Below are 25,856 nucleotides of genomic sequence, written 5' to 3' on the forward strand. Positions count from 1 at the left end.
TTCTTGAGCGCCGCGCGAGTTGGTGGCGGCTGCATGACCGGTTAAAGAAATCGCTGACAAAGCCGATAACTCGCCTGATAGAGCGTGCCGCGCCCCATGCAACGAAGCGGAAACGAACGAGCGGCAGGTCGCGCACGCGCGGCTTTGCACGCGCCGCCGAGTGCCCGGCCAAGCGGCCGCCGCCAGAACCCAACGAGAACATGCAAGCGAACCGGATCACCGCCTCCCGCCGCGCACCGTGGCGCATCGTGCTCGATGCGCTGTCCCGCGCATGGGGAAGCGCCGCGCGCGAACGCCGCGCACACGCGTCCGGCCCGCATCCCGACGCACACGACGCACACGACGCACCCGCAATGCACGAAGCACACGACGCGCACCCGATCCCGGCCGCGCTCGCCGAAACTCCGGCCGCTACCGCCGCGCCCGCGCCTTCCGGTGCGCCGCAGCCGAAAAGCGGGTTCCGCGCGCCCGCCTCCGAAGCCACGCTCGGCGCGGTCGACTTCCTCGCGCAGCTCGACGATGCGCTGCGCTTTCTGTATGTCTCGGACGCGAGCATCGAGTTCATCGGCTATCACCGCGACTATCTGAGCATGCTGACGCTGCATGACCTCGTCGCATCCGAAGAAGCCGACGAACTGCACGCGCTCGTCGCCCGGGCGCGCGCGAGCGGCAAGCTCGAATCGGCGACGCTCACCGTCGTGAAGTCGCTGACCTATCCGATCTGCGTCGAGTTGCGGCTCATCTCGACCGCCGCGCGCGGCACGCCGGGCTTCGCGCTCGCCGCCTTCGACGTGTCGCACTGGCGCGAGCGCGAAGCGTCGCTCAGCCACGCGATGCATCACGATCCGCTCACCGGCCTCGAAAACCTGGTCGCGCTGAAAGCGGCGATCGCAGCGGCCCAGGCCGAAGCGGAACTCACGCGCTCGCACGCGGGGCTCGTGCTGCTCGACATCGACGACTATCAACGAATCAATCGCGCGCTCGGCTACGACGCCGGCGACGAACTGCTGCGCGAGACCGCGCGCCGCATCCAGCACACGGCGGGACACGGCGAGCGCGTCGCGCGCGTGGCCAGCGACGAATTCGCCGTGCTGCTGCCGCCGGGCACGACGCCGGAACTCGCCGAGAGTCTCGGGCGCCGCATGCTGACCGCGATCGCGCAGCCGTACCGGCATCGCGGTCAGCACACGCATTTGTCGGCGAGCGTGGGCGTCGCGCTGTATCCGGATCAGGCGGGCAAGAACGCGCGCAGCGGCGCGCAGACGAGTCTCTTGCGGATGGCCGATCACGCGCTCGCGCAGGCGAAGGAATCGGGCGGCAACGCGCTCGTCTTCCATACGATCGACGACAACCCCGCCGACGCGGAGCGTCTGAAGCTCGAAGCGGATCTTTATGAGGCCGTGCGCAACGGCGAGTTCTCGCTCTACTTCCAGCCGATCACGAAGATCCGTACGGGCGCCGTGGTCGGCGTGGAAGCGCTGATGCGCTGGAATCATCCCGTGCACGGGCTCGTGCCGCCTTCGACGTTCATTCCGCTCGCGGAGTCGATCGGGCTCATCAACTATCTCGGCAACTGGGTGCTGAAGGCCGCCTGCATGCAGATCACGCAGTGGGACGCGCTCGGCATCCGGCTCGATTACATCGCCGTGAACGTGTCGCCGCAGCAGTTCCGCGACAAACGTTTCACCGCCGCCGTGAAGGAAGCGCTCGCGCTCACGGGCATCGACGCGAGCCGCCTCGTGTTCGAGATCACCGAAAGCCTCCTGATGCACGACCCGGAAGAAGCGACGCGCCTGCTCGAAGCACTGACCTCGATCGGCATTCGCTTCGCCGTCGACGACTTCGGCACCGGCTATTCGAGCCTCGCCTATTTACAACGTTTTCCGCTCTCGAAGCTCAAGATCGACCGCAGCTTTGTCGAGAACCTGATTACGTCCCGAAACAATCGCGCGATCGTGAGCGCGGTGGTCGGGCTCGCGCAATCGCTCGGGCTGGAACTGGTTGCGGAAGGCGTCGAGACGGAAGCGCAGCGGGATTTGCTCGCCGACCTCGGTTGCGATCACATTCAGGGCTGGCTCATCAGCCACGCGCTGCCGTCGGACGAACTGGCGAGATCGTTTCAATCGAATTCGCTCGTGTTGCACGAGACAATATGAGCGGAAACAGGTTCGTGTTCTAATCGAGGAACACGCCGTAACTCCCTAATAACGTGTATCTTTCCATGTTATCGGGCGCTGCACCGGATTTGCTGGACCGCCTCGGGATAGCCGTCGCGTAACAAGCAGGGTTCTTATTTTTAGCAATGGCACGCACCAAGGCCGAACTATTGGACAAGTTGTGGGCGCGCATGAGCGAGCGCGGGGATTTCCCCATGCTCTCTCAGGCGCTGCGCTCGACCGTGTCCGCGATGAGCGATGACGACCTCGACTTCACGGCGCTCGTGCAAGTCGTGCTGTCGGACGTCGGCCTCACGCAGAAGGTGCTGCGCCTCGCCAATTCGGCGATGTACATCGCCTTCGGCGGCAATATCACCACGGTCACGCGCGCGTTGATGGTCCTCGGCATGGATGCAGTCGGCCATCTCGTGGTCGGGCTGAAGATCGTCGATCACTTCCATCAGAGCGCGCCGCGGCGCATCGACGCGAAGCTCGAACTCAATCGCACGCTGCTCTCGGGCGCGGTCGCGCGGCAGATCACCGAGCACTCCGATTTGCGCTCCGCCGAGGAAGCGGTCGTCTGCACGCTGATGCGGCAGATCGGCAAGCTGCTCGTCGCCTTCTATCTCGAACACGAGTGGGATCAGTTGCGGCGCAAGGCGGCGTCGGAAAATATCAGCGACAGCAGCGCGTGCGCGGCGCTGCTCGGCGTGACCTTCGACGAAATCGGCATCGAGGCGGCCGACCGCTGGCGTCTGCCCGAGACCATCCGTCAGGGCATGCGCGCGAGCGATCCGAACGCGCCCGTCGATGAAACCACGCCCAAGCACGTGCGCTGGCTGCAGGCCGTCACCAACTATTCCACCGAAGTCGCCGATGCGCTGACCGCGCAGAACGCGGCCGCCGAGGGACGCGAGTCAACGCTGGTCGGCATCGCCCATCGCTACAGCGGCGCGCTCAACACCGACGCGGAAACGCTTGCGTCGATGAGTCTCTCGCTCGCCGCCGAAGAAGCGAGCGACGGCGTGATCCGCGAGATTTCTGAGCTGCAGGCCAACGCCGACGCCATGGCGCGCGCCAATGTGTCGGCGGAGGCGCGCATCGGCGCGAGCGTCGAGGACTTGCGCTCGCTGCCTTCGAAGAACGCGCTGGCGCCGGCGCTCGCGCTTGCATCGGAGTCGCTGCTCGGCAGCCTGCACTTGTCGCGCACTGTCGTGTTCGTGCGTCAGGCCAACAACGAATTCCACGCGCGTCTGGGCTTGGGCGCCGGTGTCGAGCCGATGTTGCCGCAACTGCGCTTCTCGGCCGAATTCCGCCCAGACGTGTTCCATCTGGCAATTACGAATCCGGTCGGCATCTTTATCGAGAACGCGCACGACGCGCGTATCGACGCACGCTTGCCGCGCTGGTACAAGGAGACGCTCGGCGAGGGACAGGCGTTCGTGCTGCTGCCGGTGAAATCGAACGATTCGACCGTCGCGCTCGTCTACGGCGACTGGACCCATCCGCAGCATGTGCGCAAAATCTCGGCGCCCGAGATGAGCGCGCTCAACGAGCTCACGAAGGAGCTGGCTCGTTTTTTTTCTAGCGCGAACTGGAAGGAAGTCGAGCTCATCTGAGCAGCTTCCTTCCTGCGCGCGTCACTCGTCTGCGTCTGCGTCAATTCCCCGCGTCACTTCCCTTATTCGCGCTTCAGAATGGCCACGGCCTGCTCGCCGTAGCGCACGATATAGCCGCCGTGCACGCGCTGCCAGTCGAGCGCTTCCGCCTCGTTCGCAAACCAGTTCTTCTCGAAGTCGTTGAATGCGCCGGCGTCCAGCCGATAACGGTCGATGACCGCGTGCGGCTGTCCGTCGATATCGAGCTTGCACGCGTCCCAGCTTGCGTAGCCGAGTTCGGCGGCGAGCATCGCGAGAAGATGCTTCAGTTGCAGATCGGCGCGAGTCGCGTGCAGGTCGGCGAGCCGTTCGGCGCGCGTGAGCTTCGTCGCGAGCAGGCGGCGCAGCACGGGCATGGACGCGCTCGTGTCGCCGTCGCGGGCGTGACGAAGCAGTCGCCGCGCGTGTTCGCGCAGGAAGTCGCTATTGGAGATGGACGAAGAAATAGGACAGGATATAGACCACATGACGTTGTTCCTTTGTTTGCGCCGTTCTCGCTGCGGCTAAAAAGGTTCGACGTTGCGGTTCGATCCAAAAGTGAAGCAATGCGTGATGCACTGCATGACAGGTGCGTATGACTTTCGCGAGACCGGGCGCCCTGCCGCGCCCGTCCGCGATTCTATCCCGATGTTTTGCGTCAGGCCAACTGGAATTTTCCGACGAGCGACTTGAGCGAGCGCGCCTGATCGTCGAGCGATTGAGCGGCCGCGGCGGCCTCTTCGACGAGCGCGGCGTTCTGCTGCGTGCTCGCGTCCATCTTCGTGACGGCCTCGCCGATCGACTCGATGCCGGTCTTCTGCTCCGCCGACGCCGCCGAAATCTCGCCCATGATGTCGGTCACGCGCCGCACCGCCTGCACGACTTCGCCCATGGTCGCGCCGGCTTGCTGCGCGTAGGTCGAGCCGTCCGACACGCGCGACACCGAGGTATCGATCAGCGTCTTGATCTCCTTCGCCGCCGCCGACGAACGCTGCGCGAGACTGCGCACCTCGCCCGCCACGACCGCGAAGCCGCGCCCTTGTTCGCCCGCGCGCGCCGCCTCGACCGCCGCGTTGAGCGCGAGGATATTGGTCTGGAACGCGATGCCCTCGATCACGCCGATGATGTCGCCGATACTTTTCGCGCTCGCATCGATGCGCTGCATCGTCTCGACGACGCGGCTCACGACCGCGCCGCCCTTCTCCGCGATCTGCGATGCATTCGCCGCGAGCGCGCTCGCCTGCTTCGCGTTGTCGGCGTTCTGGCGCACGGTCGAGGTGAGCTGCTCCATGCTGGTCGCGGTCTTTTCGAGCGCGACGGCCTGCTCTTCGGTACGGCGCGACAGATCGACGTTGCCGGTCGAAATCTCGCTCGATGCCGACGCGATGGCTTCCGCGCTCGCCGCGATATCGCCGACCGTCGCCGACAGGCCCGCCTGCATTTCGGCCAGCGCGTGCAGCATGCTGGCGTCGTCGCGGCGTTTGAGCGTGATCCGGTTGGCGAGATCGCCCGAGGCGATGCGCCGCGCGATGTCCTTCGCGTAGCCCGGCTCGCCGCCGAGTTGCCCGGCGAGACGCCGCACGACCCACTCCGAGATGACGATCGCGAGCACGAACAGCGCGAGCGTGAGCGCCGACACCATCACGAACGACGAATGGAAGATGAACGCCGCCGAATCGATGGTGGCCTTCGCGGCCGCGCCGCGTCGCGCGACGAGATCGTCGACCATCTTTTCGAGCTTGCCGGTTTCGACGAGCAGCGACACGTCCTGCGTGCCGACCTGCCAGTTCATCTGCGAGAGATCGAGCGGCTGCTCCTTCACGAGCTTGACGAAAGTGCGCAGGTTGGCGCTCCACGTCGCGAGCGCGGCGGCGAAGCGCTTCTGCTGCGCGAGCGAGTCTTTATCCGCATGGTCGATGTATTGCGCGAGCTGCGTCTGTTCGCGGCCGATATCCGCGAGCGCCTGCTCGACCTGCGCGCCGAGTTCGTCGCGCTCGCGGGCGGTGGACGCGGTCAGCAGCATCTTCTGGGAACGGCTCGCGCGCAGCAGATAGCCCCGCGTTTCCTCGGCCGCGCGGCTCGCGACATAGCCCTGCGTGTAGATGGATTCGGTCGCGCCGTTCAGGCGGCTGATCTGCGTGAGCGATATCGCGCCGATCACAAGCGTGCCCGCCAGCACGATGCCGAACGCCAGCCTGAGCGATGCCTTGACGGACAGCGCGCGTTTTCCCGTCGTGCGCCCGTGCGCGTCTTGCGCGGCCGAGCCGGCTTCGGCATCCGCCAGAAAGCCCGCGTCTTTTGCGCCGCGTAGCGAAAACAGTTTCATCGATCGATCCCCGAATATGTACTGCGGACTGCGTCCTCGTGCGACGCGCCCGCATCTGGTCCCACCGGTAGTACGGCAGTTTTAGCGGCTTCTTGAGCCGCTTTTATCGAACAAGCGAACAGGCGTTCGCGTGTCGTCCGGCTTTATAACCAGCCAAAAAATCGTTGTGTCAGACGAAACGCACCAGTACGCGGCACAAGGGTGTCCGATTCGCGACAAAGCTTGGCAGGACAACGTAACGCGGACAGCCTAAACTTTCAGAAATTCAGTCCGCGCATAAATCGCCGGGCTGGGAAAACAAAAACCGAGACGACTTCCGCTTTCACCATCCATCGACTATGCAAACGAGCATCGACAAGGGCGCTCTGTCGCCTTCCGGCGCCGCCGCCGGATCTTCCACCGCGACGTCCGCCGGCACCGGCGCACAACGCACCGTCTATTCCGTCCTGGGCGCGATCAGTTTCTCGCATCTGTTGAACGACATGATCCAGTCGCTGATTCTGGCGATCTACCCGATGTTCAAAAGCGAGTTCGCGCTGAGCTTCGGTCAGATCGGCCTGATCACGCTGACGTATCAGGTCACCGCGTCGCTGCTGCAGCCGCTCGTCGGGCTTTATACGGACAAGCATCCGAAGCCTTATTCGCTTCCCGTCGGCATGGGTTTCACGCTGTCGGGGCTGCTGCTGATGTCGGTCGCGGGTAACTTCGGCACGCTGCTGATTGCGGCGGCGCTGGTCGGCTGCGGCTCGTCGGTGTTTCATCCGGAATCGTCACGAGTGGCGCGCATGGCGTCGGGCGGCAAGCACGGTCTCGCGCAGTCGCTGTTTCAGGTGGGCGGCAACGCGGGCTCGTCGCTCGGGCCGCTGCTCGCCGCGCTCGTCGTCATTCCGCACGGCCAGAAGAGCATTGCGTGGTTTTCGGCGGCGGCGCTCGTCGCCATGTTCGTGCTCGCGAACATCGGCCGCTGGTACAAGCGTCATCCGGCGACCAAGAAAGGCCGCGCGCAGGTCGCCCACGCGACGCTCCCGCGCAACAAGGTCATCATGGCGATGAGCGTGCTCGTGCTGCTCGTGTTCTCGAAGTATTTCTACCTCGCGAGCATCACCAGCTATTTCACGTTCTATCTGATCAGCAAGTTCGGGCTGTCGGTGCAGGCCGCGCAGATCCACCTGTTCGTGTTCCTCGCGGCGGTGGCGGCGGGCACGATCATCGGCGGTCCGGTCGGCGACAAGGTCGGGCGCAAGGCGGTGATCTGGGTGTCGATTCTCGGCGTCGCACCGTTCACGCTGCTCATGCCTTACGTGAATCTGTTCTGGACGGGCGTGTTGTCGGTGATCATCGGGCTCGTGCTGGCGTCGGCGTTCTCGGCCATTCTGGTCTATGCGCAGGAACTGATTCCGGGCAAGGTCGGCATGGTCGCAGGCCTGTTCTTCGGCTTCGCGTTCGGCATGGGCGGCGTCGGCGCGGCGGTGCTCGGACAGCTCGCGGATGCCACCAGCATCGATTACGTGTACAAGGTCTGCGCGTTCCTGCCGCTGCTCGGCGTGCTGACGGTGATGTTGCCGAAGACGCATGAAGCGCCCGCGAAGGGCTGAGCGCAGTTCGGGTTCATCGATTCACCGATTCATCGCAAGCGGGCGCGCAGTTCATGACGGACTGCGCGCCCGCTGCGCTTGTGCAGCGCTCAGTTGCCCAGCGCTTCCCGCACCTGCATCAACGCACTCGGGTCCTCGATCGTCGGCAACTCGCCCGGATCGCGCCCTTCTGCCAGTGCCGCAATCGCGCGCCGCAGCAGCTTGCCTGAACGCGTCTTCGGCAGCATTGCGACGAAATGCACGCGCGCCGGCCGCGCGATCGCGCCGAGTTGCGAATCCACCGCGTGACACAGTTCGGCTTCCATGCCTTCGCGCGCGCCCGGCGCATTGATGCGGTCGGCATCGCGCAGCACGACGAACGCCACCGCAGCCTGCCCTTTCACCGCGTCCGCAATGCCGACGACCGCCACTTCCGCCACCGCCGGATGCGCCGACAGCGCCTCCTCGATCTCGCGCGTGCCCAGCCGATGCCCCGCCACGTTGATGACGTCGTCCGTGCGGCCGAGAATCGACACGTAGCCGTCTTCGTCCTGCACGCCCCAGTCGAAGGTCGAATAGACCTGCTGGTTCGGCACGCTCTCCCAGTAAGTGCCGACGAAGCGCTTGTCGTCGCGCCACACGGTCTGCATGCAGCCCGGCGGCAACGGATACGCCAGCGTCACCACGCCCTTTTCGCCCGGCGCGCATTCGTCGCCGGTGGCCTCGTTGCGCAGCTTGAGATTGAAGCCCATCGACGGCACGCCGGGCGAGCCGAGCTTCGACGGCAATTCCTCGATGCCGCGCGGAATCGCGATCATCGGCCAGCCGGTTTCCGTCTGCCAGTAGTTGTCGATGACGGGCTTGCGCAGCGCGCTCTGAATCCACTGCGCGGTCGGCTCGTCGAGCGGCTCGCCCGCCAGAAACAGCGTGCGCAGACTCGACAGATCGTATTTCTCCATCAGCGCCGGGTCCTGCTTCTTGAGCACGCGGATCGCGGTCGGCGCGGTGAACATCAGATTGATCTTGTAGTGCTCGACGAGCTTCCACCAGATGCCGCCGTCGGGCCGGATCGGTGTGCCTTCGTACATCACGGTCGTGAGCCCCGCGATCAGCGGCGCATAGATGATGTAGCTGTGCCCCACGACCCAGCCGATGTCGGATGCCGTGAACATCGTGTCGCCGGGCGCGCCCTGGAAGACGTGCTCCATCGACGCCGCGAGCGCGACCGCATAGCCGCCGACGTCGCGCTGCACGCCTTTCGGGCGGCCGGTGGTCCCGGACGTGTAGAGCACGTAGGAAGGTTCGTTCGATTCGAGCCATTCGCACGGCACGTGGGCATCGAAGAATTGTTCGCGCAGCGGCTCGTACGCAACCAGATAGCTCGCCTGCAGACGCTCAGGCGCCAGTTGCCGGTCGATCAGCAGCACCTGCGGCACCTTGAACTGCGCGCGCGACAACGCTTCATCGACGAGCGGCGTGTAGTCGATCACCTTGCCGCCGCGCGCGCCCGCATCCGCGGTGACGATGAGCGCCGGCTCGGCATCGTCGATGCGCGCCGCGAGATTGGGCGCCGCGAACCCGCCGAACACGACCGAATGCACCGCGCCGATGCGCGCGCACGCGAGCATCGCAAAGAGCGCCTCGGGGATCATCGGCAGATAGATGAGCACGCGGTCGCCCTTCTTCACGTGCAGCGAGCGCATGACGGCGGCCATGCGGTTCACTTCGGCGTGCAGTTCGGCGTAGGTATAACGGCGCTCGATGCCCGTTTCCGTCGACACATAGATGAGCGCGTCCTGCTGCGCGCGCGACGCCAGATGTCGATCGACGGCGTTATGGCACAGATTGGTTTTGCCGCCGACGAACCAGCGCGCAAACGGCGGCCGGCTCGCGTCGAGCACCTGATCGAACGGCGTCTGCCAGTGGATGCGGCGGGCCTGCTCGGCCCAGAACGCTTCGGGCTCCTCGATCGACCGGCGATACGCTTCTCGGTAAGTCGGCATGCGCGTCCTCTGTAAGCGAAGGGTGCGTGGTGCGTGCTCTGACTCTCGTTGCAACTCGGCACGAAAACAGAGCATAGAGCAGCCCGCACACCCCTGCTAGACAGGACCCGCCCTGATCGCCGGGCTCAGGACGTGGTCGATCCTCAGACGGCGCGACTCCTCGACACCGGCGCGGCCGGTTCGCCCGAATGTTTGAGCAGCACCGGCGCGAGTTCGCCAGCCACGCGCAGACTCGATACGACGACCGTGCGCACGCCGCTGCCCTCGGTCGCCCGACGCAAGGCCTCGCGCGTGGTCGCCCGCGCCTCGATGCGCGGTTCGATCACGACGATGCCCCGGCAGTACGCCGCCAGCTGCGTGCGCTGAGCGCGCAACCAGGCGGTGCGAATGCGCGTGTCGTCGGCGGTTTCGCTGTCGTCGTGTTCGGTGACGATGACGAACGGCATGGTGAGCGCGAGCAGCCGGCGCATCTGCGCGCACCACGCGAAGGCGTAGCCCGGCTGCACGGCGCGCCGGCGCAGGCGCACGAGCGGAAAGCGGCTGGCATCGAACAGGCGGGCGTCGAGATCGATGACGGACGATGGAAGCGGCTCGCGCTTCGAAGTGAGATCGGCGGCATTCACAGCGGTGTCGGACTCCAGTGATTCAGCGCGGCGAGGAGATTGGGCCAGCGAGACTGGCGCGGCACGAAACGCTTTTTCGGTTTCGCGGCGCGCGGCGGACGGGCTGCGGACTCGCTCGGCGCTTGCGCGGCGGCGCTACCCCACGCGCGGCGCGTGGTGTCGAGCACCTTCGCGGCGTTGGCCGCAATCGGGCCGTCGCGCCGCGTTTCTCGTACGTCCCTGGACAGGCCGTCGCGCTCTCGCGCCGGGCCCGTGGCAGGGGCAAACACATCATCGATCATATCGGTTCGGACCTCCCTGAGTGGCCGGGGCACGCGCATGACGCGCTGCCGGCCGCGCGCGAATCGCTGCGCTCGGAGTCATTGTATTGAGAATCATTCTCAATAACAAGCTGAATCGATGTCGATGGCGGCGAAAAAAAAGCTCACGTTCCGGCAAGAACGTGAGCTTCATCGGCGACGCGGCGAAACGCCGTCACTGATACTGGAAAGTCACCACGGCCGATGCGTTCGCGGGTCCGGCCGTCACGGTCGCCGCCGTCTGGATATAGGACGCGGTGAATGGCAGGCTAAAGGTCCCGGCGCCCGTGTAGCCCGGGAAGATCGTCGATGCGTTGAACGTGACGGGTATATCGGAAGCATTGGCCATGCGAACGCCAATGCCGGTCGCAGCGCCGGGACCCAGCAATTGCAGCACTCCGTTGGACGCACTGCCGATCATGCCGGAGGTCGGATTGATCGAATAACTCACCACGTTGATGCCCGACTGGCACACCAGCGGCACCGAGAAGCTCACCGTGCTCGACCGGCTTCCGATGCCGGTGAAACTCGTGGTCACGTACTTTCCCATCGGGATCGAAACGTTGCCGGTCGTGCATCCGGGCACCACCACGTTGACGGGCGTCTGGGCAAAGTAGAACAGCGTGTCATACGAACTCCAGTCGGTCACCGGCATCGAGTCCAGCACCTGCGCGGACGAGAGCGTCCACGCGCCGGCGGCGATCGGACCGGTTTTGACATAGCGCGCCCGGACCATGACGCCCTGGCTTTTGGTGTAAGTCAGACCAAAGCTTTTCTTGGCCCCGACGATATACGTGTTGTAGCCACTCAAGGCGATTTCCGGATACGCCGTGTTGTCCAGATACGCGGTGGCGAACAACACCACGCCGAGCCCGCTGACGCCGGTCGGATAGACCGTATAGCTCACGCCATCGATCTGCATGGACTGGCCGCCCGGGATATTGACCGCCGTTTGCTGCGCCAGCGGCGACGACACCGCGGCCGTACACGACAAACCGTTCGTGTTCCCGACATAGCTCGTATAGCCGCCGATCCAGCTACCCGTGGGATAGTCCGGCGGAATAGTCGTGACCGGCGGCGCCGGAATATAAAACGGACCGCTCAATCCGCCGAGGCATGTCACGCCCGCATGTGAAAGCGGCGCGGCCAGTGCGAACAACATCAGCACCAGACAGCGCCGCCATAGCGACACAGCACTCTTTTTGGAAAATCGCATGGAACTCGGCTCGGCAAAATGCTCAACTGCTCAAAGGCGTCATTTTGTCGACGATTCAAACGCGCGAAATGAGACGACTCCCAATAGGCATACTTCTCTGCGAAACATCAACATCGTGGCGATGCGGGGAGCGAAGGCCGCTTGTTATGCCGCTTGTTGAGCATTACGCGGCGCTCAAAAAACGCGCCAGTATGCCGTTCGAGTAGGTCCCGGCCAGTTCCGTGAGAAATGTTCCAAACGATGCGGGCGCGGCGGCATCGGCGGTATCGGAGACGGTGCGCACCACGGCGCACGGCACCGCGTATTCGTAGCAGACCTGCGCGAGCGCGGCGCCTTCCATCTCGACCGCGAGCGCGTCGGGCAATGCGTCGCGGAGCGCCATCACGCCTTCGCTGCTGGCGATAAAACGGTCGCCGCTCACGATCAGTCCGCGATGCACGGCCGGCCGGCTGACACCGAAGCGTCCGGTAAGCGTGCTGCCGTTTTCGTCGATGAAAGTCTGCGCGGCATGCACGAGCGCATTGGACAGCGTGGCGTCGGCGGCGAAATACGCGCGGTCGAGCAGCGGCACTTCGTAGCGCGGAAAAAGCGGTGACGCGTCGAGATCGTGCTGTAACAGCATATCCGCGACGACGATATCGCCCACCCGCACATCCGCGCGCACGCCGCCCGCGACGCCCGTGAAGACGATCGCATCGGTCTCGAAGACGTGGATGAGCGCGCTCGCCGTGGCCGCCGCCGCCACCTTGCCGATGCGCGCGAGCGTGACGACCGCCGCCACGCCGTGCACGCTGCCGACGTAATACTCGCGCCGCCCGAGCGTGACGGTGCGCACGTCGCCCGCCGCCTGCATCTGCGCGATCAGATCGCCCAGTTCCTGCGGCAGCGCCGCCACGATGCCGAGCCGCTTCATTCCACCGCCTGCAGTTTCGCGACCGCGAGCGCGAGCCACTTTTCGCCGTGACGCTTGAAGCGCACTTGCGCGCGGGCGTCGCCGCCGGAACCTTCGAGCGCGGTCACGGTGCCTTCGCCGAACTTGGTGTGGAAGACGGCCTGCCCGACCTTGAAGCCGCCTTCCGCCGCACGCTGTTCGTTGGCAAACGACGGCAACGCAGGCGCCGACACAGCCGGCGCGCCGCGTTCGTGTCCCGGCCGCGCGAACCAGTCGCGGCCCCAGCCGGCGTTATCCGAACGTCCGCCCCAGCGTGCGCCCGGCTCGACCTTCGGCGTGAGCCACTTGAGCGCGCCTTCGGGCAGTTCGTCGAAAAAGCGCGAGCGGATGTTGTAGCGCGTCTGCCCATGCAGCATGCGGCTCTGCGCGAACGACAGATAAAGCCGCTCTTTCGCGCGCGTGATCGCCACGTAGGCGAGTCGCCGCTCTTCTTCCAGTCCGTCCGATTCCTGCGCGCTGTTCTCGTGCGGAAACAAGCCCTCTTCCAGCCCGGTCATGAACACCGCCGTAAATTCGAGCCCTTTCGCGGCGTGCACGGTCATCAGTTGCACGGCATCCTGACCGGCCTGCGCCTGATTGTCGCCGGCCTCGAGCGACGCGTGCGACAGGAAGCCGGCGAGCGGCGTCATCGTGTCGGGATTCTGCGCGGGATCGGTAACGCCCGGCGCATCGAGCACTTCGATTTCGCCATCCTCGCTGACCGCCGCGATTTCCGGCGCGGCCGTCGCGCCGGGGCGCAACGGAATGGAACGCGCGGGCGTATCGAGCCCATAGCCTTCCTCGCTCACGAACGCCGCCGCCGCATTCACCACTTCCTGCAAGTTCTCCAGCCGGTCCTGACCTTCGCGTTCGGTCTCGTAGAACGCGGCGAGACCGCTTGCGCGCACGACGTATTCGACCGTTTCCGGCAGGCTCATCTGCTGCGTTTCGGCGCGCATTTTCGCGATAAGCGTGGCGAACGCGCCGAGGCTCGACCCCGCCTTGCCGGTGACGTAGGGCACGGCGGCGGCCATCGAACAGTTGTAGAGGCGCGCGGCGTCGGCCAGTTGCTCGATCGAGCGCGCGCCGATGCCGCGCGTCGGGAAATTGACGACGCGCGCGAACGCGGTGTCGTCGTTCGGATTGTCGATCAGCCGCAGATATGCGAGCGCGTGCTTCACTTCCTGGCGTTCGAAGAAGCGCAGGCCGCCGTACACGCGATACGGAATGCCCGCGTTCACGAGCGTGTGTTCGATCGTGCGCGACTGCGCGTTGCTGCGATAAAGCACCGCGATCTCGCCGCGGGCATTGCCGGTATGGATGAGCGCCTTGATTTCCTCGACGATCCAGCCCGCTTCCTGCGAATCCGTCGCGGCTTCGTAGACGCGCACCTGTTCGCCGTGACCCGCGTCCGTGCGCAGATTCTTCCCGAGCCGGCGCGCGTTGTTGGCGATCAGATAGTTGGCGGCATCGAGAATATGGCCGTGCGAGCGGTAGTTCTGCTCCAGCTTGATGAGATTGCGCACGCGGAATTCGCGCTCGAAATCGTGCATGTTGCCGACGTTCGCGCCGCGAAACGCGTAGATCGACTGATCGTCGTCGCCGACGGCGAAAATCGCGTTGTGCTCGCCCGCGAGCATCTTGAGCCACGCGTATTGCAGCTTGTTCGTGTCCTGAAACTCGTCGACGAGAATGTTGCGAAAGCGCGCCTGATAATGCGCCCGCAGCGGCGGATTGTGCGCGAGCAGTTCATAACAGCGCAGCAGCAGTTCCGGAAAATCGACGACGCCTTCGCGCTGGCATTGCTGATCGTAGGCCACATAAAGCTCGACGAACTTGCGATTGAAGTCGTCGGTGGCATCGACGTCTTTCGGACGCAGACCCTGTTCCTTCGCGTTGTTGATGAAGTACTGGAGATTTTTCGCCGGATACTTTTCATCGTCGACGTTCAGGCCCTTCATCAGCCGCTTGATGGCCGAAAGCTGGTCCGACGTGTCGAGAATCTGGAAGGTCTGCGGCAGGCCGGCGTCGCGGAAATGCGCGCGCAGCATGCGGTTGCACAGGCCGTGGAAGGTGCCGATCCACATGCCGCGCGTGTCGATGGGCAAGAGCGCGGAAAGCCGCGCCATCATCTCGCGCGCGGCCTTGTTCGTGAAGGTGACGGCGAGCACGGTCGGCGGCGACGCGTAGCCCTGCTGGATCAGCCACGCGATGCGCGTGATGAGCACGCGCGTCTTGCCGCTGCCGGCGCCCGCGAGAATGAGCGCGGACTCGTCGGGCAGCGTCACGGCGGCGAGCTGTTCGGGATTCAGGTTGGCGAGCAATTCGGGCATGGAAAACCAGGACGCGGAGAGAACGAGGCGGGCCGGCCATTATAAGACCGCGCCGATGGCGGCGTCCGGGCGCGACGGATCCGGCACGTCCCGATTCGTCCGGCGTCTCGTCCGGAACCTTATAATTGGAGATTATCCGCATCTTTTTCACGCATTTTTCGGCAGATTCCACAAATGAGCGACAACACGCTTGCGAAGAGCTTCGAGCCTCAAGACATCGAGTCCCAATGGGGCCCGGAATGGGAGAAACGCGGGCTCGCCGCCCCGACTTTCAAGGACGGCGCGAAGAATTTCTCCATCCAGTTGCCGCCGCCGAATGTCACCGGCACGCTGCACATGGGGCACGCGTTCAACCAGACCATCATGGACGGTCTCACGCGCTATCACCGCATGCTCGGCGAAAACACGCTGTGGGTGCCGGGCACGGACCACGCGGGCATCGCGACGCAGATCGTCGTGGAACGCCAGCTCGACGCGCAAGGCGTGTCGCGCCATGACCTCGGCCGCGAGGAATTCTTAAAGCGCGTCTGGGCGTGGAAACAGCAATCCGGCTCGACCATCACGAATCAGGTGCGGCGTCTGGGCGCGTCGATCGACTGGCCGCGCGAATATTTCACGATGGACGACAAAATGTCGGCCGCCGTGCGCGACGTGTTCGTCACGCTCTACAAACAAGGGCTCATCTATCGCGGCAAGCGCCTCGTGAACTGGGACCCGGTGCTCGGCACCGCCGTGTCCGATCTCGAAGTGGTGAGCGAGGAAGAGAACGGCAGCCTGTGGCATATCCAGTATCCGCTGCCGGATGGCTCGGGACATCTCACGGTTGCCACCACGCGCCCGGAAACCATGCTCGGCGACGTCGCGGTAATGGTGCATCCGGACGACGAGCGTTATCAGCATCTCATCGGCAAGACGGTCGTGCTGCCGCTGTGCGATCGCGAGATTCCGGTCATCGCGGATGACTACGTCGATCGCGAATTCGGCACGGGCGTCGTGAAGGTCACGCCCGCGCACGACTTCAACGACTACGCGGTCGGGCAGCGTCACAAGCTGCCGCAGATCGAAATCCTCACGCTCGACGCCAAGATCAACGACAACGCGCCCGAGAAATATCGCGGCATGGACCGCTTCGAAGCGCGAAAAGTGGTCGTGCAGGATCTGGAAGCGCTCGGCCTGCTCGAATCCGTCAAGCCGCACAAGCTGATGGTGCCGCGCGGCGACCGCACGAACGTGGTCATCGAGCCGATGCTCACCGATCAATGGTTCGTCGCGATGAGCAAGGCCGCGCCCGAAGGCACGTTCAATCCGGGCAAGTCGATCACCGAAACCTCGCTCGACGTCGTGCGCAGCGGTCAGATCAAGTTCGTGCCCGAGAACTGGACCACGACTTACTATCAGTGGCTCGAAAACATTCAGGACTGGTGCATCTCGCGTCAGTTGTGGTGGGGCCATCAGATTCCCGCGTGGTACGGCGCGAACGGCGAAATCTTCGTCGCGAAGACGGAAGAAGAAGCACGCGCCGAAGCCGACGCGCAAGGCTATCAAGGCCCGCTCCGTCGCGACGACGACGTGCTCGACACGTGGTTCTCGTCCGCGCTCGTGCCGTTCTCCTCGCTCGGCTGGCCGAACGAGACGAAGGAATTGCAGGCGTTCCTGCCCTCTTCCGTGCTCGTGACGGGCTTCGACATCATCTTCTTCTGGGTCGCCCGGATGGTGATGATGACCACGCATTTCACCGGCAAGGTGCCTTTTCACACCGTCTATGTGCACGGCCTCGTGCGCGACGCCGAAGGCCAGAAGATGTCGAAGAGCAAGGGCAACACGCTCGACCCGATCGATATCGTGGATGGCATCGACCTCGAATCGCTGGTCGCGAAGCGCACCACGGGCCTCATGAATCCAAAGGCCGCCGCGCAGATCGAGAAGAAAACGCGCAAGGAATTCCCCGAGGGCATTCCGTCTTTCGGCACGGACGCGCTGCGCTTCACGATGGCATCGATGGCCACGCTCGGCCGCAACGTGAATTTCGATCTCGCGCGCTGCGAGGGTTATCGCAACTTCTGCAACAAGCTGTGGAACGCCACGCGCTTCGTGCTGATGAACTGCGAAGGCCACGATTGCGGTTTCGCCAATCCCAACGCATGTAAGCCGGGCGATTGCGGCCCGGGCGGCTATACGGACTACTCGCAGGCCGACCGCTGGATCGTGTCGCTCCTGCAGCGCACGGAAGCGGAAGTCGAGAAGGGTTTCGCGGATTATCGTTTCGACAACGTCGCGAGCGCCATTTACAAGTTCGTCTGGGACGAATACTGCGACTGGTATCTGGAACTCGCGAAGGTGCAGATCCAGACCGGCACGCCGGAACAGCAGACCGCAACGCGCCGCACGCTCCTGCGCGTGCTCGAAACCGTGCTGCGCCTCGCGCACCCGATCATTCCGTTCATCACGGAAGCGCTCTGGCAAAAAGTGGCGCCGCTCACCGACGCGTACCCGGCGGGCGCAACCGCGCGCGACGTGTCGATCATGACGCAGCCCTACCCGCGCGCCGAGCCTAAGAAAATCGACGAGGCCGCGGAACAGTGGGCGTCCGAACTGAAAACCGTCATCGATGCATGTCGTAATCTGCGTGGCGAAATGAATCTGTCGCCCGCGGTGAAGGTGCCGTTGCTCGCACACGGCGACGCGGCGCGTCTCACCGCGTTCGCGCCGTACGTCGCCGCGCTCGCGCGTCTGTCCGACGTGAAGATCATCGACGACGAATCCGCCCTCGATAAGGAAGCGCACGGCGCGCCGGTCGCGATCGTCGGCACGAACAAACTCGTGCTGAAGGTCGAGATCGATGTGGCCGCCGAACGCGAGCGCCTCACCAAGGAAGTGGATCGTTTGAACGCCGAAATTACCAAATGTAACGCCAAGCTCGGTAATGAGAGTTTTGTTTCAAAAGCGCCGGCGGCTGTCGTTGAACAGGAGCGGAAAAGACTGGCAGAATATGCCACCACCATCGAGAAGCTTCAGGCCCAGTTATTGCGTCTGCCCGCCTGAATTGGGGTTCGAAACAAATCGGTGCGCCCCAAGTCGTCTCGACGTTCTAAATGATTAAGAGGATCAGGGTTATCACATGCTAAAAGTTACCAAAGCGGTTTTTCCCGTCGCGGGTCTGGGCACGCGGTTTCTTCCCGCGACCAAGGCCAGCCCGAAGGAAATGCTGCCAGTCGTGGACAAGCCGCTGATTCAATACGCGGTCGAGGAAGCGATGGCGGCCGGCATTACCGAGATGATCTTCGTCACCGGGCGCAGCAAGCGCGCCATCGAAGATCACTTCGACAAGTCCTATGAGATCGAAGCGGAACTCGAGGCCCGCGGCAAGCAGAAGCTGCTCGAACTCGTGCGCAGCATCAAGCCGAGTCACGTGGACTGCTTTTATGTGCGTCAGGCCGAGGCGCTCGGGCTCGGTCACGCGGTGCTGTGCGCGGAAAAGCTCGTCGGCGACAACCCGTTCGCCGTGATCCTCGCGGACGACTTGCTGTACGGCAAGCCGCCCGTCATGTCGCAGATGATCGAAGTGTTCGACCACTATCACAGCTCGGTGATCGGCGTCGAAGAGATTCCGGCGGAAGAGTCGAAGTCGTACGGCGTGATCGACGGCAAGGAGTGGGAAGACAACATCTTCAAGCTGTCGGGTATCGTCGAGAAGCCGGAACCGGCCGTTGCGCCGTCGAATCTGGGCGTGGTCGGGCGCTATGTGCTCAAGCCGCGCGTCTTCGATCACATCCGCGCGCTCAAGCCCGGCGCGGGCGGCGAACTGCAACTGACGGACGCGATTCAATCGCTGCTGTCGGACGAGCAAGTGCTCGCGTACAAGTACCACGGCACGCGTTTCGATTGCGGCAGCAAGCTCGGCTATCTGAAGGCGACGGTGGAATTCGCGCTGCGCCATCCGGAAGTGGCCAAGGACTTCGAGGAATATCTGCGCACGCGTTCGCCGGTTCTGGAAGGCTGATGCTTCAGGCTTAAGGCGCCGATTTAAGGCTTGCGATAAAAAAATGCCCGTCACGCTGTGTGACGGGCATTTTGTTTTTGGCGACGGCTTCGCGGCGTTTAACGGCGACGCATCAGGAAGACGAATACCTTGTCCTGCGACGTCGCCTCGACGATCTCATTGCCGGTCTGTCTTGCGAACGCCGCGAAATCGCGTTGCGATCCGGGATCGGTTGCGAGTACCTTCAAAATCTGACCGCTCGTCATATCGGCAAGCGCTTTCTTCGCCCGCAAAATCGGCAACGGGCAGTTGAGCCCGCGCGCGTCGACTTCCTTGTGAACTTCCATCGCGTTTGAACCTTCCGTGTGCCTGGTGGGATTGCGCTTGTGATTACGCTTGTGCGGAAGTTCGATTTTAACGCAGCGTTCACAACTCCACCGCGGCCCCGCTCTCATACGCCCGCCGCAACGCGATCCCGATGCGCGTCGCTTCCCGCGCGTCATCCAGCGTGAGGCCGGTCGGCTTGCCGTCGACGAGCAGCGCCACGAACGCGCGCGCCTCGCGCAAAAACGCGTCTTCGAAACGCTCGAAGAACGTCGGCGTGCACGCGTTGCGCATGCCGTGCGCATCGGCGATCTCGACGCGGTTCGCGCGCGGATTGCGCCCGACCGACAACGCGCCCGCCGTGCCGATCACTTCCGTCTGCGTGTCGTGGCCGTGCGCCATCGTGCGCGATGCGTACAGCACCGCAAGCCGCCCGTCTTCGAACTCGATGGTGCCCACGCCATTGTCGATATCGCCGCACTCGCGCAAACCTTCGTGAATCGCGATGGTGCCGCTCGCATACACGCGCTTCGGGCGCGGATTGCCGAGCAGCCAGCGCGCGAGATCGATGTCGTGCACGCTGCAATCGAGAAAGAGGCCGCCCGAAGTCGGCGCGAATCGCACGAAGAAGCCATCGGGATCGTTCTTGTCGCAGGTCTGCGATCGCACCATGAACGGCCGGCCGATTGCGCCCGCGGCGACACTGTCGAACGCGTCGCGATAACTCGCATCGAAGCGGCGCACGAAACCGATCATCACATGCAGATGCGGATGACGCGCGTGCTCGTCGATCACGGCATCGCATTCGGCGAGATCGAGCGACAGCGGCTTCTCGCAGAAGACATGCTTGCCCGCGCGCAACGCGGCGATGATCTGCCGCGCATGCAGCGAAGTGGGCGTGACGAGCCAGACCGCGTCGACGGACGGGTCCGCGAGCAACGCGTCGTAGTCTGCATGGAGCGCGAGTTCGGGCCAGTGCTGCCGCGCCCAGTCGCGCTCTTCCTGCACGGGGCTGCACGCCGCGACGAGCTTCGCGCCCGGCACGTGCCACGCGAGATTCTCGGCATGACGGCGCCCGAGCCTGCCCAATCCGACGATACCGAAGCGCACCGTGCTCATCAGGCATTCTCCCCTAGACGGACGATGCGCTGCTCGCGCCACGACAGCGTCGCGGCCTCGGCCAGTTCCAGCGCCTTCAAACCGTCCGCGACCGTCGTGCGGACCGGCTTGCCGTGGTTCACCGCGTCGAAGAAATGCGCGATTTCCGCCGCATACGCCGCGCGATAGCGTTCCAGGAAGAACGCCTCGGGCACGTCGTTCGAGACGGCTTTGGTCGAATAGGCCGTGACCTCCGTGGGCCGCACGTTGCCCGCCTGCAGCATGCCCGCGCCGCCGAGCACTTCGAAACGCTGATCGTAGCTGTAGCCCGAGCGACGCGCCGTGTTGATCTGGCACAGACGCCCGCGCTTCGTGCGGATCGTCACCGCGGTCGAATCGATATCGCCCGCCTCGGCAATCGCCGGATCGGACAGGCAACTGCCGGTCGCGTGCAGCGTGTCGGCTTCGTCGTCGAGAATCCAGCGGAAGATGTCGAAATCGTGGATCAGCATGTCCTTGAAGATGCCGCCCGAATGCCTGATGTACTCGACCGGCGGCGCGCCCGGATCGCGGCTCGTCACGACCAGCATTTCCGGCTCGCCGATCTCGCCCGCATCGATGCGCGCCTTCAGCGCGGAGAACGTCGGATCGAAGCGGCGCTGAAACCCGATCATGCAGACGACGCCCGCCTTCGCCACCGCATCCGCGCAGGCGCGCGCCCGGTTCAACGCGAGATCGACGGGCTTCTCGCAGAACACGTGCTTCTTCTGCGCCGCCGATGCAAGGATCAGGTCCGCATGCGTGTCCGTGCTCGAACACACGACCGTCGCGCCGATGGCGGCATCGCCCATCGCGCCGTCGACATCGGCGACCTGGGCGCCGTACAAGGCCGCAAGCGCGGCAGCCGCCTCGCGATTCACATCGACCACGTATTTCAGGCGCACGCCCGGCTGGCGCGCGAGATTGGCCGCGTGAATCTTGCCGATGCGCCCTGCGCCGAACACTGCCACATCAATCGTCATAGCCACCTGTCTCCTTGGATTCTTCGACGTTCAACTCAAGCCGGTACGCGAGCGCGATGAACAACGCCTGGCACAGGCAAATGGTGCTCGTGAGCGAGCGGAACGCGAACGCGCTGCCCTCCTTCACGAACAGACTCGTGCTCGCGTGACGCGCGAGCGGCGAAAGCTGGCTATCGGTGATGACGAGGGTGGCCGCGCCATGATGCTGCGCGGCGCGCACGCAATACTGCGTCTCCTTGCCGTAGGGCGCGAAGCTGATCGCGACCACCACGTCCCCCTTCTTCACGCTGCGGACCTGCTCGCGGATCATGCCGCCGATGCCCGACAGCAGATGCACGCGCTTACGCGTGTGCTGCAACGCATAGACGATGTAGCTCGCCACCGGAAACGAGCGGCGCACGCCGACCACATAGATGTTCTCGGCCTGCGAGAGCATGTCGACGGCGGCTTCGAACTGTTCGTTGTCGAGACCGGCTTCCAGTTCGTCGAGACCCGTGCGGCTCGCCGCGATGAACTCGCGCGCCACCGACACGCCCGACGCTTCGCCCGCCTTCTCGTCGATGAGCTTGCGGATGCGCTGCTGATAGCTCTGCTGCGAGCCGCCGCCGCCCGCGTACGCCTGCCTGAACACCGCCTGCAGATCGGAGAAGCCGGAGAAACCGAAGCGCTGCGCGAAGCGCACGACTGCCGACGCATGCACGCCGCACGCGCTGGCGATGTCGGCGGTGCGATCCATCATCACGCTTGAGCGATGCTGCTCGATGTAGGTCGCAACGCTCTTCAACTGGCGCGGCAGCGAGTCGTATGCGTCGGTGATCCGTTGCATCAACTCATCGACGCTCTGCACTTCGGTGCTGGTTTCATCCATTTCAGGCTCGTTCTGTTGCGCGCTCCGTGACGGGCGCCGTGGAACCGATTATAGGAAGGCCGCAAGAAAATTGGAATGTATTTTCCATTTGCCGAACGCATGAAATTTCTATTGCAGACGGCGGAAAACTGACCTACTCTTGGTCCTGAGCACGGCGCCGAATGTATCGACTCACTCGAACGCGGCGGCGGCTCGCGAAACCATCACATCAAACTACAAACCGAGATAGGTGGAGACAATGACCATTCGTAACGGTCGGGCCGCGCTGCGCGCGCTGGTGGCTGCTACTGCGTTGTGCAGCGCAGCGTTGATCGCGGCGAGTCCCGCACAGGCGGCGCCCGACGCGAAGTTCGTGCTGATCAGCCACGCTCCGGACTCGGATTCGTGGTGGAACACCATCAAGAACGCGATCAAGCAGGCGGATGAGGACTTCAACGTCCAGACCGACTATCGCAATCCGCCGAACGGCGACATCGCGGATATGTCGCGTCTGATCGAGCAGGCCGCCGCGCGCAACTACGATGGCGTCATCACCACCATCGCCGATTTCGACGTGCTGAAGAGCGCGCTCAACAAGGTCACCGCGAAGAAGATTCCGCTCGTGACGATCAACTCCGGCACCGAGGAACAGAGCGCGCAACTCGGCGCGATCATGCATGTCGGCCAGCCGGAGTATGTCGCGGGCAAGGCGGCGGGCGAGAAAGCCAAGGCCGCGGGCGTGAAGTCGTTCCTGTGCGTGAATCACATCGCGACGAACACCGTTTCGTTCGACCGCTGCAAGGGTTTCGCCGATGCGCTCGGCATCGACTACAAGGCCTCGACGATCGATTCGGGACAGGACCCGACCGAGATTCAATCGAAGGTCTCGGCCTATCTGCGCAACCATCCGGACACGGGCGCGATCCTCACGCTCGGACCGACGCCCGCCTCCGCGACGCTCAAGGCCGTGACGCAAATGGGCCTGCAAAACAAGATCTATTTCGTGACCTTCGACTTCTCCGACGACATCGCGAAGGGGATCAAGGACGGCACGATCAAGTTCGCGATCGATCAGCAGCCGTATCTGCAAGGCTATATTCCGGTGGCCGTGCTTGCGATCGTGAAGAAGGAACACACGACCGATCCGGCGAAGATCCGCCAGATTCTTGAGGCGAATCCCAAGTTCAAGGCGCGCCTCGAAACCTACGGACTGCAGCCGTCGTATGGGCCGAAGAACATCCGTTCCGGTCCGGGTTTCATCACCAAAGAAAATCTCGACAAGGTCCAGAAATACGCCGGTCAATATCGTTGATCGCGGCGTGACCTTCTTGGGGCGGCCTGCTTAGTTCAGCCTGCTTAGTGCACCACTGCTTAGTGCAACCTGCTTAGCGCCGCCCGCTTTTATCAATGTTCATTGCGTACTGCTGCGTCCGTTCGCGGACGCGGCGGGAGCGCGCACATCGGTACTGCATCGAATATCGTCATATCGAGTCTCAAGGAGCAATCATGGGCGTAGCCGGCAAGCACTATCCTCCTCACGTGAATCCGCAGCAGGACAACACCGAAACGCCTGACGCGGCCAAACCGTCGGACGAGCGCGTGCGCCAGCAATCGTGGTTCGGTCACTTGCTGAATCGCCCGGAATTCGCGGCAATTTCCGGCACGGTGCTCGTGTTCATCGTGTTCGGTTTCGGCGCGGGCTCGTCGGGCATGTTCAATCTCGACGGCGTGATGAACTGGTCGCAAGTCGCGGCCTATCTCGGCCTGCTCGCGGTGGGCGCATGTCTCTTGATGATCGCGGGCGAATTCGATCTGTCGATCGGCTCGATGATCGGCTTCGCCGGCATGATGGTCGCGCTGCCCTCGGTCTACTTCCACTGGCCGATCTCACTGTCGATTCTCTTCGCGTTCGGCTGCTCGATGCTGCTCGGCGCGCTGAACGGCTATCTCGTGATGCGCACGCGCCTGCCGTCGTTCATCGTCACGCTCGCGTTTCTGTTCATCCTGCGCGGCCTGACGCTCGCGCTGTCGATCATGTTCGCGGACCGCACGATCATCTCCGGCGTCGGCGACCTCGCGCAGAACGATCCGATCACCAACGCGCTGTTTCATGGGGTCGCGTTGCACGGCTTGTTCAACTGGCTCGCGCACATGGGCATCGGCAAGCTGCTCGACAGCGGCGAGCCGCTCGTGCCGGGCATTCCGAAGGTCATCATCTGGTGGTTCGCGCTCGCCGCAGTGGGCGCGTTCGTGCTCGCCAAGACACGCTACGGCAACTGGATTCTCGCGGTCGGCGGCGACGCCACGGCAGCGAAGAACGTCGGCGTGCCGGTCAAGCGCGTAAAGATCTCGCTGTTCGTACTGACCGCGTTCTGCTCGTGTCTCTTCGCCGTGCTGCAAGTGTGCGACATCGGTTCGGCGGCGGCGGATCGCGGCTTGCAGAAAGAGTTCGAAGCGATCATCGCGGCGGTCATCGGCGGCACGCTGCTGACGGGCGGCTACGGCTCGGTAGTCGGCGCATGCTTCGGCGCGCTGATCTTCGGCGTGGTGCAGATCGGCATCACCTATACGAACGTGAGTTCGGACTGGTTCCGCGTGTTCCTTGGCGTGATGCTGCTGATCGCCGTGCTCTTCAACCACTATGTGCGCCGTCGCGTGTCACAGGCTCAATAAGGCAAGCGGAGAACCGACATGAACGACGACAACATCCTCGCACTCGAAAACGTCAGCAAGTTCTTCGGCAAGGTGATCGCGCTGAACGGCGTCACGTTGCGCCTGAAGCGCGGCGAAGTGCATTGCCTTCTGGGCGACAACGGCGCGGGCAAGTCCACGCTCATCAAGACGCTGGCGGGCGTGCATCAGCCCTCTTCCGGCGACTATCTCGTCGATGGCGCGCCCGTGCATTTCGATTCGCCCAAAGAAGCGCTCGATCTCGGCATCGCGACCGTGTATCAGGATCTCGCGCTCGTGCCGCTCTTGTCCGTCGCGCGCAATTTCTTCATGGGCCGCGAGCCGCAGAAGAAACGCTTCGGCCTCTTTAGCGTGATGGACCTCGATCTCGCCGCTGAGACCTCACGCGCCAAGCTCGCGGAAATGGGCATCAACGTGCGCGATCCGCATCAGCCGATCGGCACGATGTCCGGCGGCGAGAAGCAATGTCTCGCGATTGCCCGCGCGATCCACTTCGGCGCACGCGTGCTGATCCTCGACGAACCGACCGCCGCGCTCGGCGTGAAGCAGAGCTTCAACGTGCTCAAGCTGATTCACAAGGCGCGCGAGAAAGGCATCTCGGTGATCTTCATCACGCACAACGTGCATCACGCTTATCCAATCGGCGATTCGTTCACGCTGCTCAATCGCGGCCGCTCGATGGGCACCTTCACGAAGGACAACATCAGCAAGAACGAAGTGCTCGACATGATGGCGGGCGGCGCCGAAATGCAGCAGATGATGAGCGAACTCGAAGGCGCGACGATCTGAGGACTATC

General features: G+C 63.9%; 20 protein-coding genes. 8 read left to right on the plus strand and 12 right to left on the minus strand.

The annotated features are described in order from the left end of the window. Positions 1 to 200 precede the first annotated feature (200 nt). A complete protein-coding gene (locus BRPE64_RS08970) occupies positions 201 to 2,156 on the plus strand; it encodes a putative bifunctional diguanylate cyclase/phosphodiesterase (protein WP_016345769.1) in 1,956 nt (651 codons plus the stop codon). A gap of 146 nt (positions 2,157 to 2,302) precedes the next feature. Then, entirely contained in the window at positions 2,303 to 3,775 is a 1,473-nt protein-coding gene (locus tag BRPE64_RS08975; RefSeq protein ID WP_016345770.1) for an HDOD domain-containing protein, read from the plus strand. 62 nt (positions 3,776 to 3,837) lie between these two features. On the opposite strand, the gene BRPE64_RS08980 is transcribed toward BRPE64_RS08975, so the two are convergent. Continuing rightward, the gene (locus tag BRPE64_RS08980) at positions 3,838 to 4,281 is read right to left on the minus strand and encodes a hypothetical protein (RefSeq protein ID WP_044041432.1); all 444 of its coding nucleotides are present in this window, start codon (positions 4,279 to 4,281) and stop codon (positions 3,838 to 3,840) included. A gap of 170 nt (positions 4,282 to 4,451) precedes the next feature. Beyond that, a complete protein-coding gene (locus tag BRPE64_RS08985) occupies positions 4,452 to 6,119 on the minus strand; it encodes a methyl-accepting chemotaxis protein (protein ID WP_016345772.1) in 1,668 nt (555 codons plus the stop codon). A 338-nt stretch (positions 6,120 to 6,457) separates the two neighbouring features. Here BRPE64_RS08985 and BRPE64_RS08990 point away from each other — a divergent pair, with 338 nt between their 5' ends. Then, the gene (locus BRPE64_RS08990; RefSeq protein ID WP_016345773.1) at positions 6,458 to 7,714 is read left to right on the plus strand and encodes an MFS transporter; all 1,257 of its coding nucleotides are present in this window, start codon (positions 6,458 to 6,460) and stop codon (positions 7,712 to 7,714) included. 89 nt (positions 7,715 to 7,803) lie between these two features. Here BRPE64_RS08990 and BRPE64_RS08995 read toward each other — a convergent pair whose 3' ends face one another. The 6 genes from BRPE64_RS08995 to BRPE64_RS09020 all read right to left on the minus strand — a co-directional run bounded on the left by BRPE64_RS08995 (position 7,804) and on the right by BRPE64_RS09020 (position 15,098). Beyond that, positions 7,804 to 9,771: a propionate--CoA ligase gene (locus tag BRPE64_RS08995; protein ID WP_269765219.1), complete on the minus strand. Its 1,968-nt coding sequence runs from the start codon at positions 9,769 to 9,771 to the stop codon at positions 7,804 to 7,806. A 68-nt stretch (positions 9,772 to 9,839) separates the two neighbouring features. After that, positions 9,840 to 10,319, minus strand: a complete 480-nt coding sequence (locus BRPE64_RS09000) for a hypothetical protein (protein ID WP_016345775.1) — start codon at positions 10,317 to 10,319, stop codon at positions 9,840 to 9,842. Then, a complete protein-coding gene (locus tag BRPE64_RS09005) occupies positions 10,316 to 10,600 on the minus strand; it encodes a hypothetical protein (protein ID WP_016345776.1) in 285 nt (94 codons plus the stop codon). The genes BRPE64_RS09000 and BRPE64_RS09005 overlap by 4 nt, the downstream gene beginning before the upstream one ends. Before the next feature lie 193 nt (positions 10,601 to 10,793). Next, complete coding sequence (locus BRPE64_RS09010; protein WP_084675728.1) at positions 10,794 to 11,834, minus strand: fimbrial protein; 1,041 nt, start codon at positions 11,832 to 11,834, stop codon at positions 10,794 to 10,796. Between the two features lie 163 nt (positions 11,835 to 11,997). Beyond that, entirely contained in the window at positions 11,998 to 12,747 is a 750-nt protein-coding gene (locus BRPE64_RS09015) for a 5'-methylthioadenosine/adenosylhomocysteine nucleosidase (protein ID WP_016345779.1), read from the minus strand. Then, complete coding sequence (locus BRPE64_RS09020) at positions 12,744 to 15,098, minus strand: UvrD-helicase domain-containing protein (RefSeq protein ID WP_016345780.1); 2,355 nt, start codon at positions 15,096 to 15,098, stop codon at positions 12,744 to 12,746. Before BRPE64_RS09020 ends, BRPE64_RS09015 begins: the two co-directional genes overlap by 4 nt. A 174-nt stretch (positions 15,099 to 15,272) precedes the next feature. Between BRPE64_RS09020 and BRPE64_RS09025 the strand changes: the two genes are divergently transcribed. Then, positions 15,273 to 18,140: a valine--tRNA ligase gene (locus BRPE64_RS09025; RefSeq protein WP_016345781.1), complete on the plus strand. Its 2,868-nt coding sequence runs from the start codon at positions 15,273 to 15,275 to the stop codon at positions 18,138 to 18,140. Between the two features lie 76 nt (positions 18,141 to 18,216). After that, the gene (gene galU, locus BRPE64_RS09030; RefSeq protein ID WP_016345782.1) at positions 18,217 to 19,098 is read left to right on the plus strand and encodes a UTP--glucose-1-phosphate uridylyltransferase GalU; all 882 of its coding nucleotides are present in this window, start codon (positions 18,217 to 18,219) and stop codon (positions 19,096 to 19,098) included. Between the two features lie 98 nt (positions 19,099 to 19,196). Here galU and BRPE64_RS09035 read toward each other — a convergent pair whose 3' ends face one another. From BRPE64_RS09035 to BRPE64_RS09050, 4 genes are all read right to left on the minus strand, one after another. Continuing rightward, a complete protein-coding gene (locus BRPE64_RS09035; protein WP_016345783.1) occupies positions 19,197 to 19,424 on the minus strand; it encodes a sulfurtransferase TusA family protein in 228 nt (75 codons plus the stop codon). A 79-nt stretch (positions 19,425 to 19,503) separates the two neighbouring features. Then, a complete protein-coding gene (locus BRPE64_RS09040) occupies positions 19,504 to 20,520 on the minus strand; it encodes a Gfo/Idh/MocA family oxidoreductase (protein WP_016345784.1) in 1,017 nt (338 codons plus the stop codon). Next, positions 20,520 to 21,521, minus strand: coding sequence for an inositol 2-dehydrogenase (iolG, locus tag BRPE64_RS09045; RefSeq protein ID WP_044041433.1), 1,002 nt, complete (start codon positions 21,519 to 21,521; stop codon positions 20,520 to 20,522). The genes BRPE64_RS09040 and iolG overlap by 1 nt, the downstream gene beginning before the upstream one ends. Further along, positions 21,511 to 22,389 carry a MurR/RpiR family transcriptional regulator gene (locus tag BRPE64_RS09050; RefSeq protein WP_016345786.1) on the minus strand — a complete coding sequence of 293 codons (879 nt, stop codon included), beginning with the start codon at positions 22,387 to 22,389 and terminating at the stop codon, positions 21,511 to 21,513. Before BRPE64_RS09050 ends, iolG begins: the two co-directional genes overlap by 11 nt. Before the next feature lie 238 nt (positions 22,390 to 22,627). Here BRPE64_RS09050 and BRPE64_RS09055 point away from each other — a divergent pair, with 238 nt between their 5' ends. The 3 genes from BRPE64_RS09055 (at position 22,628) to BRPE64_RS09065 (ending at position 25,848) form a co-directional block, all read left to right on the plus strand. After that, entirely contained in the window at positions 22,628 to 23,680 is a 1,053-nt protein-coding gene (locus BRPE64_RS09055) for a sugar ABC transporter substrate-binding protein (protein WP_016345787.1), read from the plus strand. Positions 23,681 to 23,874: 194 nt separating this feature from the next. Beyond that, positions 23,875 to 25,041 (plus strand): ABC transporter permease, encoded by a 1,167-nt coding sequence (locus tag BRPE64_RS09060; protein WP_044041434.1) that lies wholly within the window; start codon positions 23,875 to 23,877, stop codon positions 25,039 to 25,041. An 18-nt stretch (positions 25,042 to 25,059) separates the two neighbouring features. Continuing rightward, a complete protein-coding gene (locus BRPE64_RS09065; protein WP_016345789.1) occupies positions 25,060 to 25,848 on the plus strand; it encodes an ATP-binding cassette domain-containing protein in 789 nt (262 codons plus the stop codon). Positions 25,849 to 25,856: the final 8 nt, after the last annotated feature.

The organism is Caballeronia insecticola (assembly GCF_000402035.1).
Taxonomy (GTDB): Bacteria; Pseudomonadota; Gammaproteobacteria; order Burkholderiales; family Burkholderiaceae; genus Caballeronia; species Caballeronia insecticola.

What these genes read in the sequence shown, in the direction of transcription:
- BRPE64_RS09040 (WP_016345784.1), bottom strand. Translation starts at nt 20,520, where the DNA reads ATGAGCACGGTGCGCTTCGGTATCGTCGGATTGGGCAGGCTCGGGCGC.
- BRPE64_RS09015 (WP_016345779.1), bottom strand. Translation starts at nt 12,747, where the DNA reads ATGAAGCGGCTCGGCATCGTGGCGGCGCTGCCGCAGGAACTGGGCGAT.
- BRPE64_RS08995 (WP_269765219.1), bottom strand. Translation starts at nt 9,771, where the DNA reads ATGCTCTGTTTTCGTGCCGAGTTGCAACGAGAGTCAGAGCACGCACCA.
- BRPE64_RS09060 (WP_044041434.1), top strand. Translation starts at nt 23,875, where the DNA reads ATGGGCGTAGCCGGCAAGCACTATCCTCCTCACGTGAATCCGCAGCAG.
- BRPE64_RS08985 (WP_016345772.1), bottom strand. Translation starts at nt 6,119, where the DNA reads ATGAAACTGTTTTCGCTACGCGGCGCAAAAGACGCGGGCTTTCTGGCG.
- BRPE64_RS08970 (WP_016345769.1), top strand. Translation starts at nt 201, where the DNA reads ATGCAAGCGAACCGGATCACCGCCTCCCGCCGCGCACCGTGGCGCATC.
- BRPE64_RS09025 (WP_016345781.1), top strand. Translation starts at nt 15,273, where the DNA reads ATGAGCGACAACACGCTTGCGAAGAGCTTCGAGCCTCAAGACATCGAG.
- BRPE64_RS09055 (WP_016345787.1), top strand. Translation starts at nt 22,628, where the DNA reads ATGACCATTCGTAACGGTCGGGCCGCGCTGCGCGCGCTGGTGGCTGCT.
- BRPE64_RS09035 (WP_016345783.1), bottom strand. Translation starts at nt 19,424, where the DNA reads ATGGAAGTTCACAAGGAAGTCGACGCGCGCGGGCTCAACTGCCCGTTG.
- BRPE64_RS09010 (WP_084675728.1), bottom strand. Translation starts at nt 11,834, where the DNA reads ATGCGATTTTCCAAAAAGAGTGCTGTGTCGCTATGGCGGCGCTGTCTG.
- BRPE64_RS09005 (WP_016345776.1), bottom strand. Translation starts at nt 10,600, where the DNA reads ATGATCGATGATGTGTTTGCCCCTGCCACGGGCCCGGCGCGAGAGCGC.
- BRPE64_RS08990 (WP_016345773.1), top strand. Translation starts at nt 6,458, where the DNA reads ATGCAAACGAGCATCGACAAGGGCGCTCTGTCGCCTTCCGGCGCCGCC.
- BRPE64_RS09065 (WP_016345789.1), top strand. Translation starts at nt 25,060, where the DNA reads ATGAACGACGACAACATCCTCGCACTCGAAAACGTCAGCAAGTTCTTC.
- BRPE64_RS09050 (WP_016345786.1), bottom strand. Translation starts at nt 22,389, where the DNA reads ATGGATGAAACCAGCACCGAAGTGCAGAGCGTCGATGAGTTGATGCAA.
- galU (WP_016345782.1), top strand. Translation starts at nt 18,217, where the DNA reads ATGCTAAAAGTTACCAAAGCGGTTTTTCCCGTCGCGGGTCTGGGCACG.
- iolG (WP_044041433.1), bottom strand. Translation starts at nt 21,521, where the DNA reads ATGACGATTGATGTGGCAGTGTTCGGCGCAGGGCGCATCGGCAAGATT.
- BRPE64_RS08975 (WP_016345770.1), top strand. Translation starts at nt 2,303, where the DNA reads ATGGCACGCACCAAGGCCGAACTATTGGACAAGTTGTGGGCGCGCATG.
- BRPE64_RS08980 (WP_044041432.1), bottom strand. Translation starts at nt 4,281, where the DNA reads ATGTGGTCTATATCCTGTCCTATTTCTTCGTCCATCTCCAATAGCGAC.
- BRPE64_RS09020 (WP_016345780.1), bottom strand. Translation starts at nt 15,098, where the DNA reads ATGCCCGAATTGCTCGCCAACCTGAATCCCGAACAGCTCGCCGCCGTG.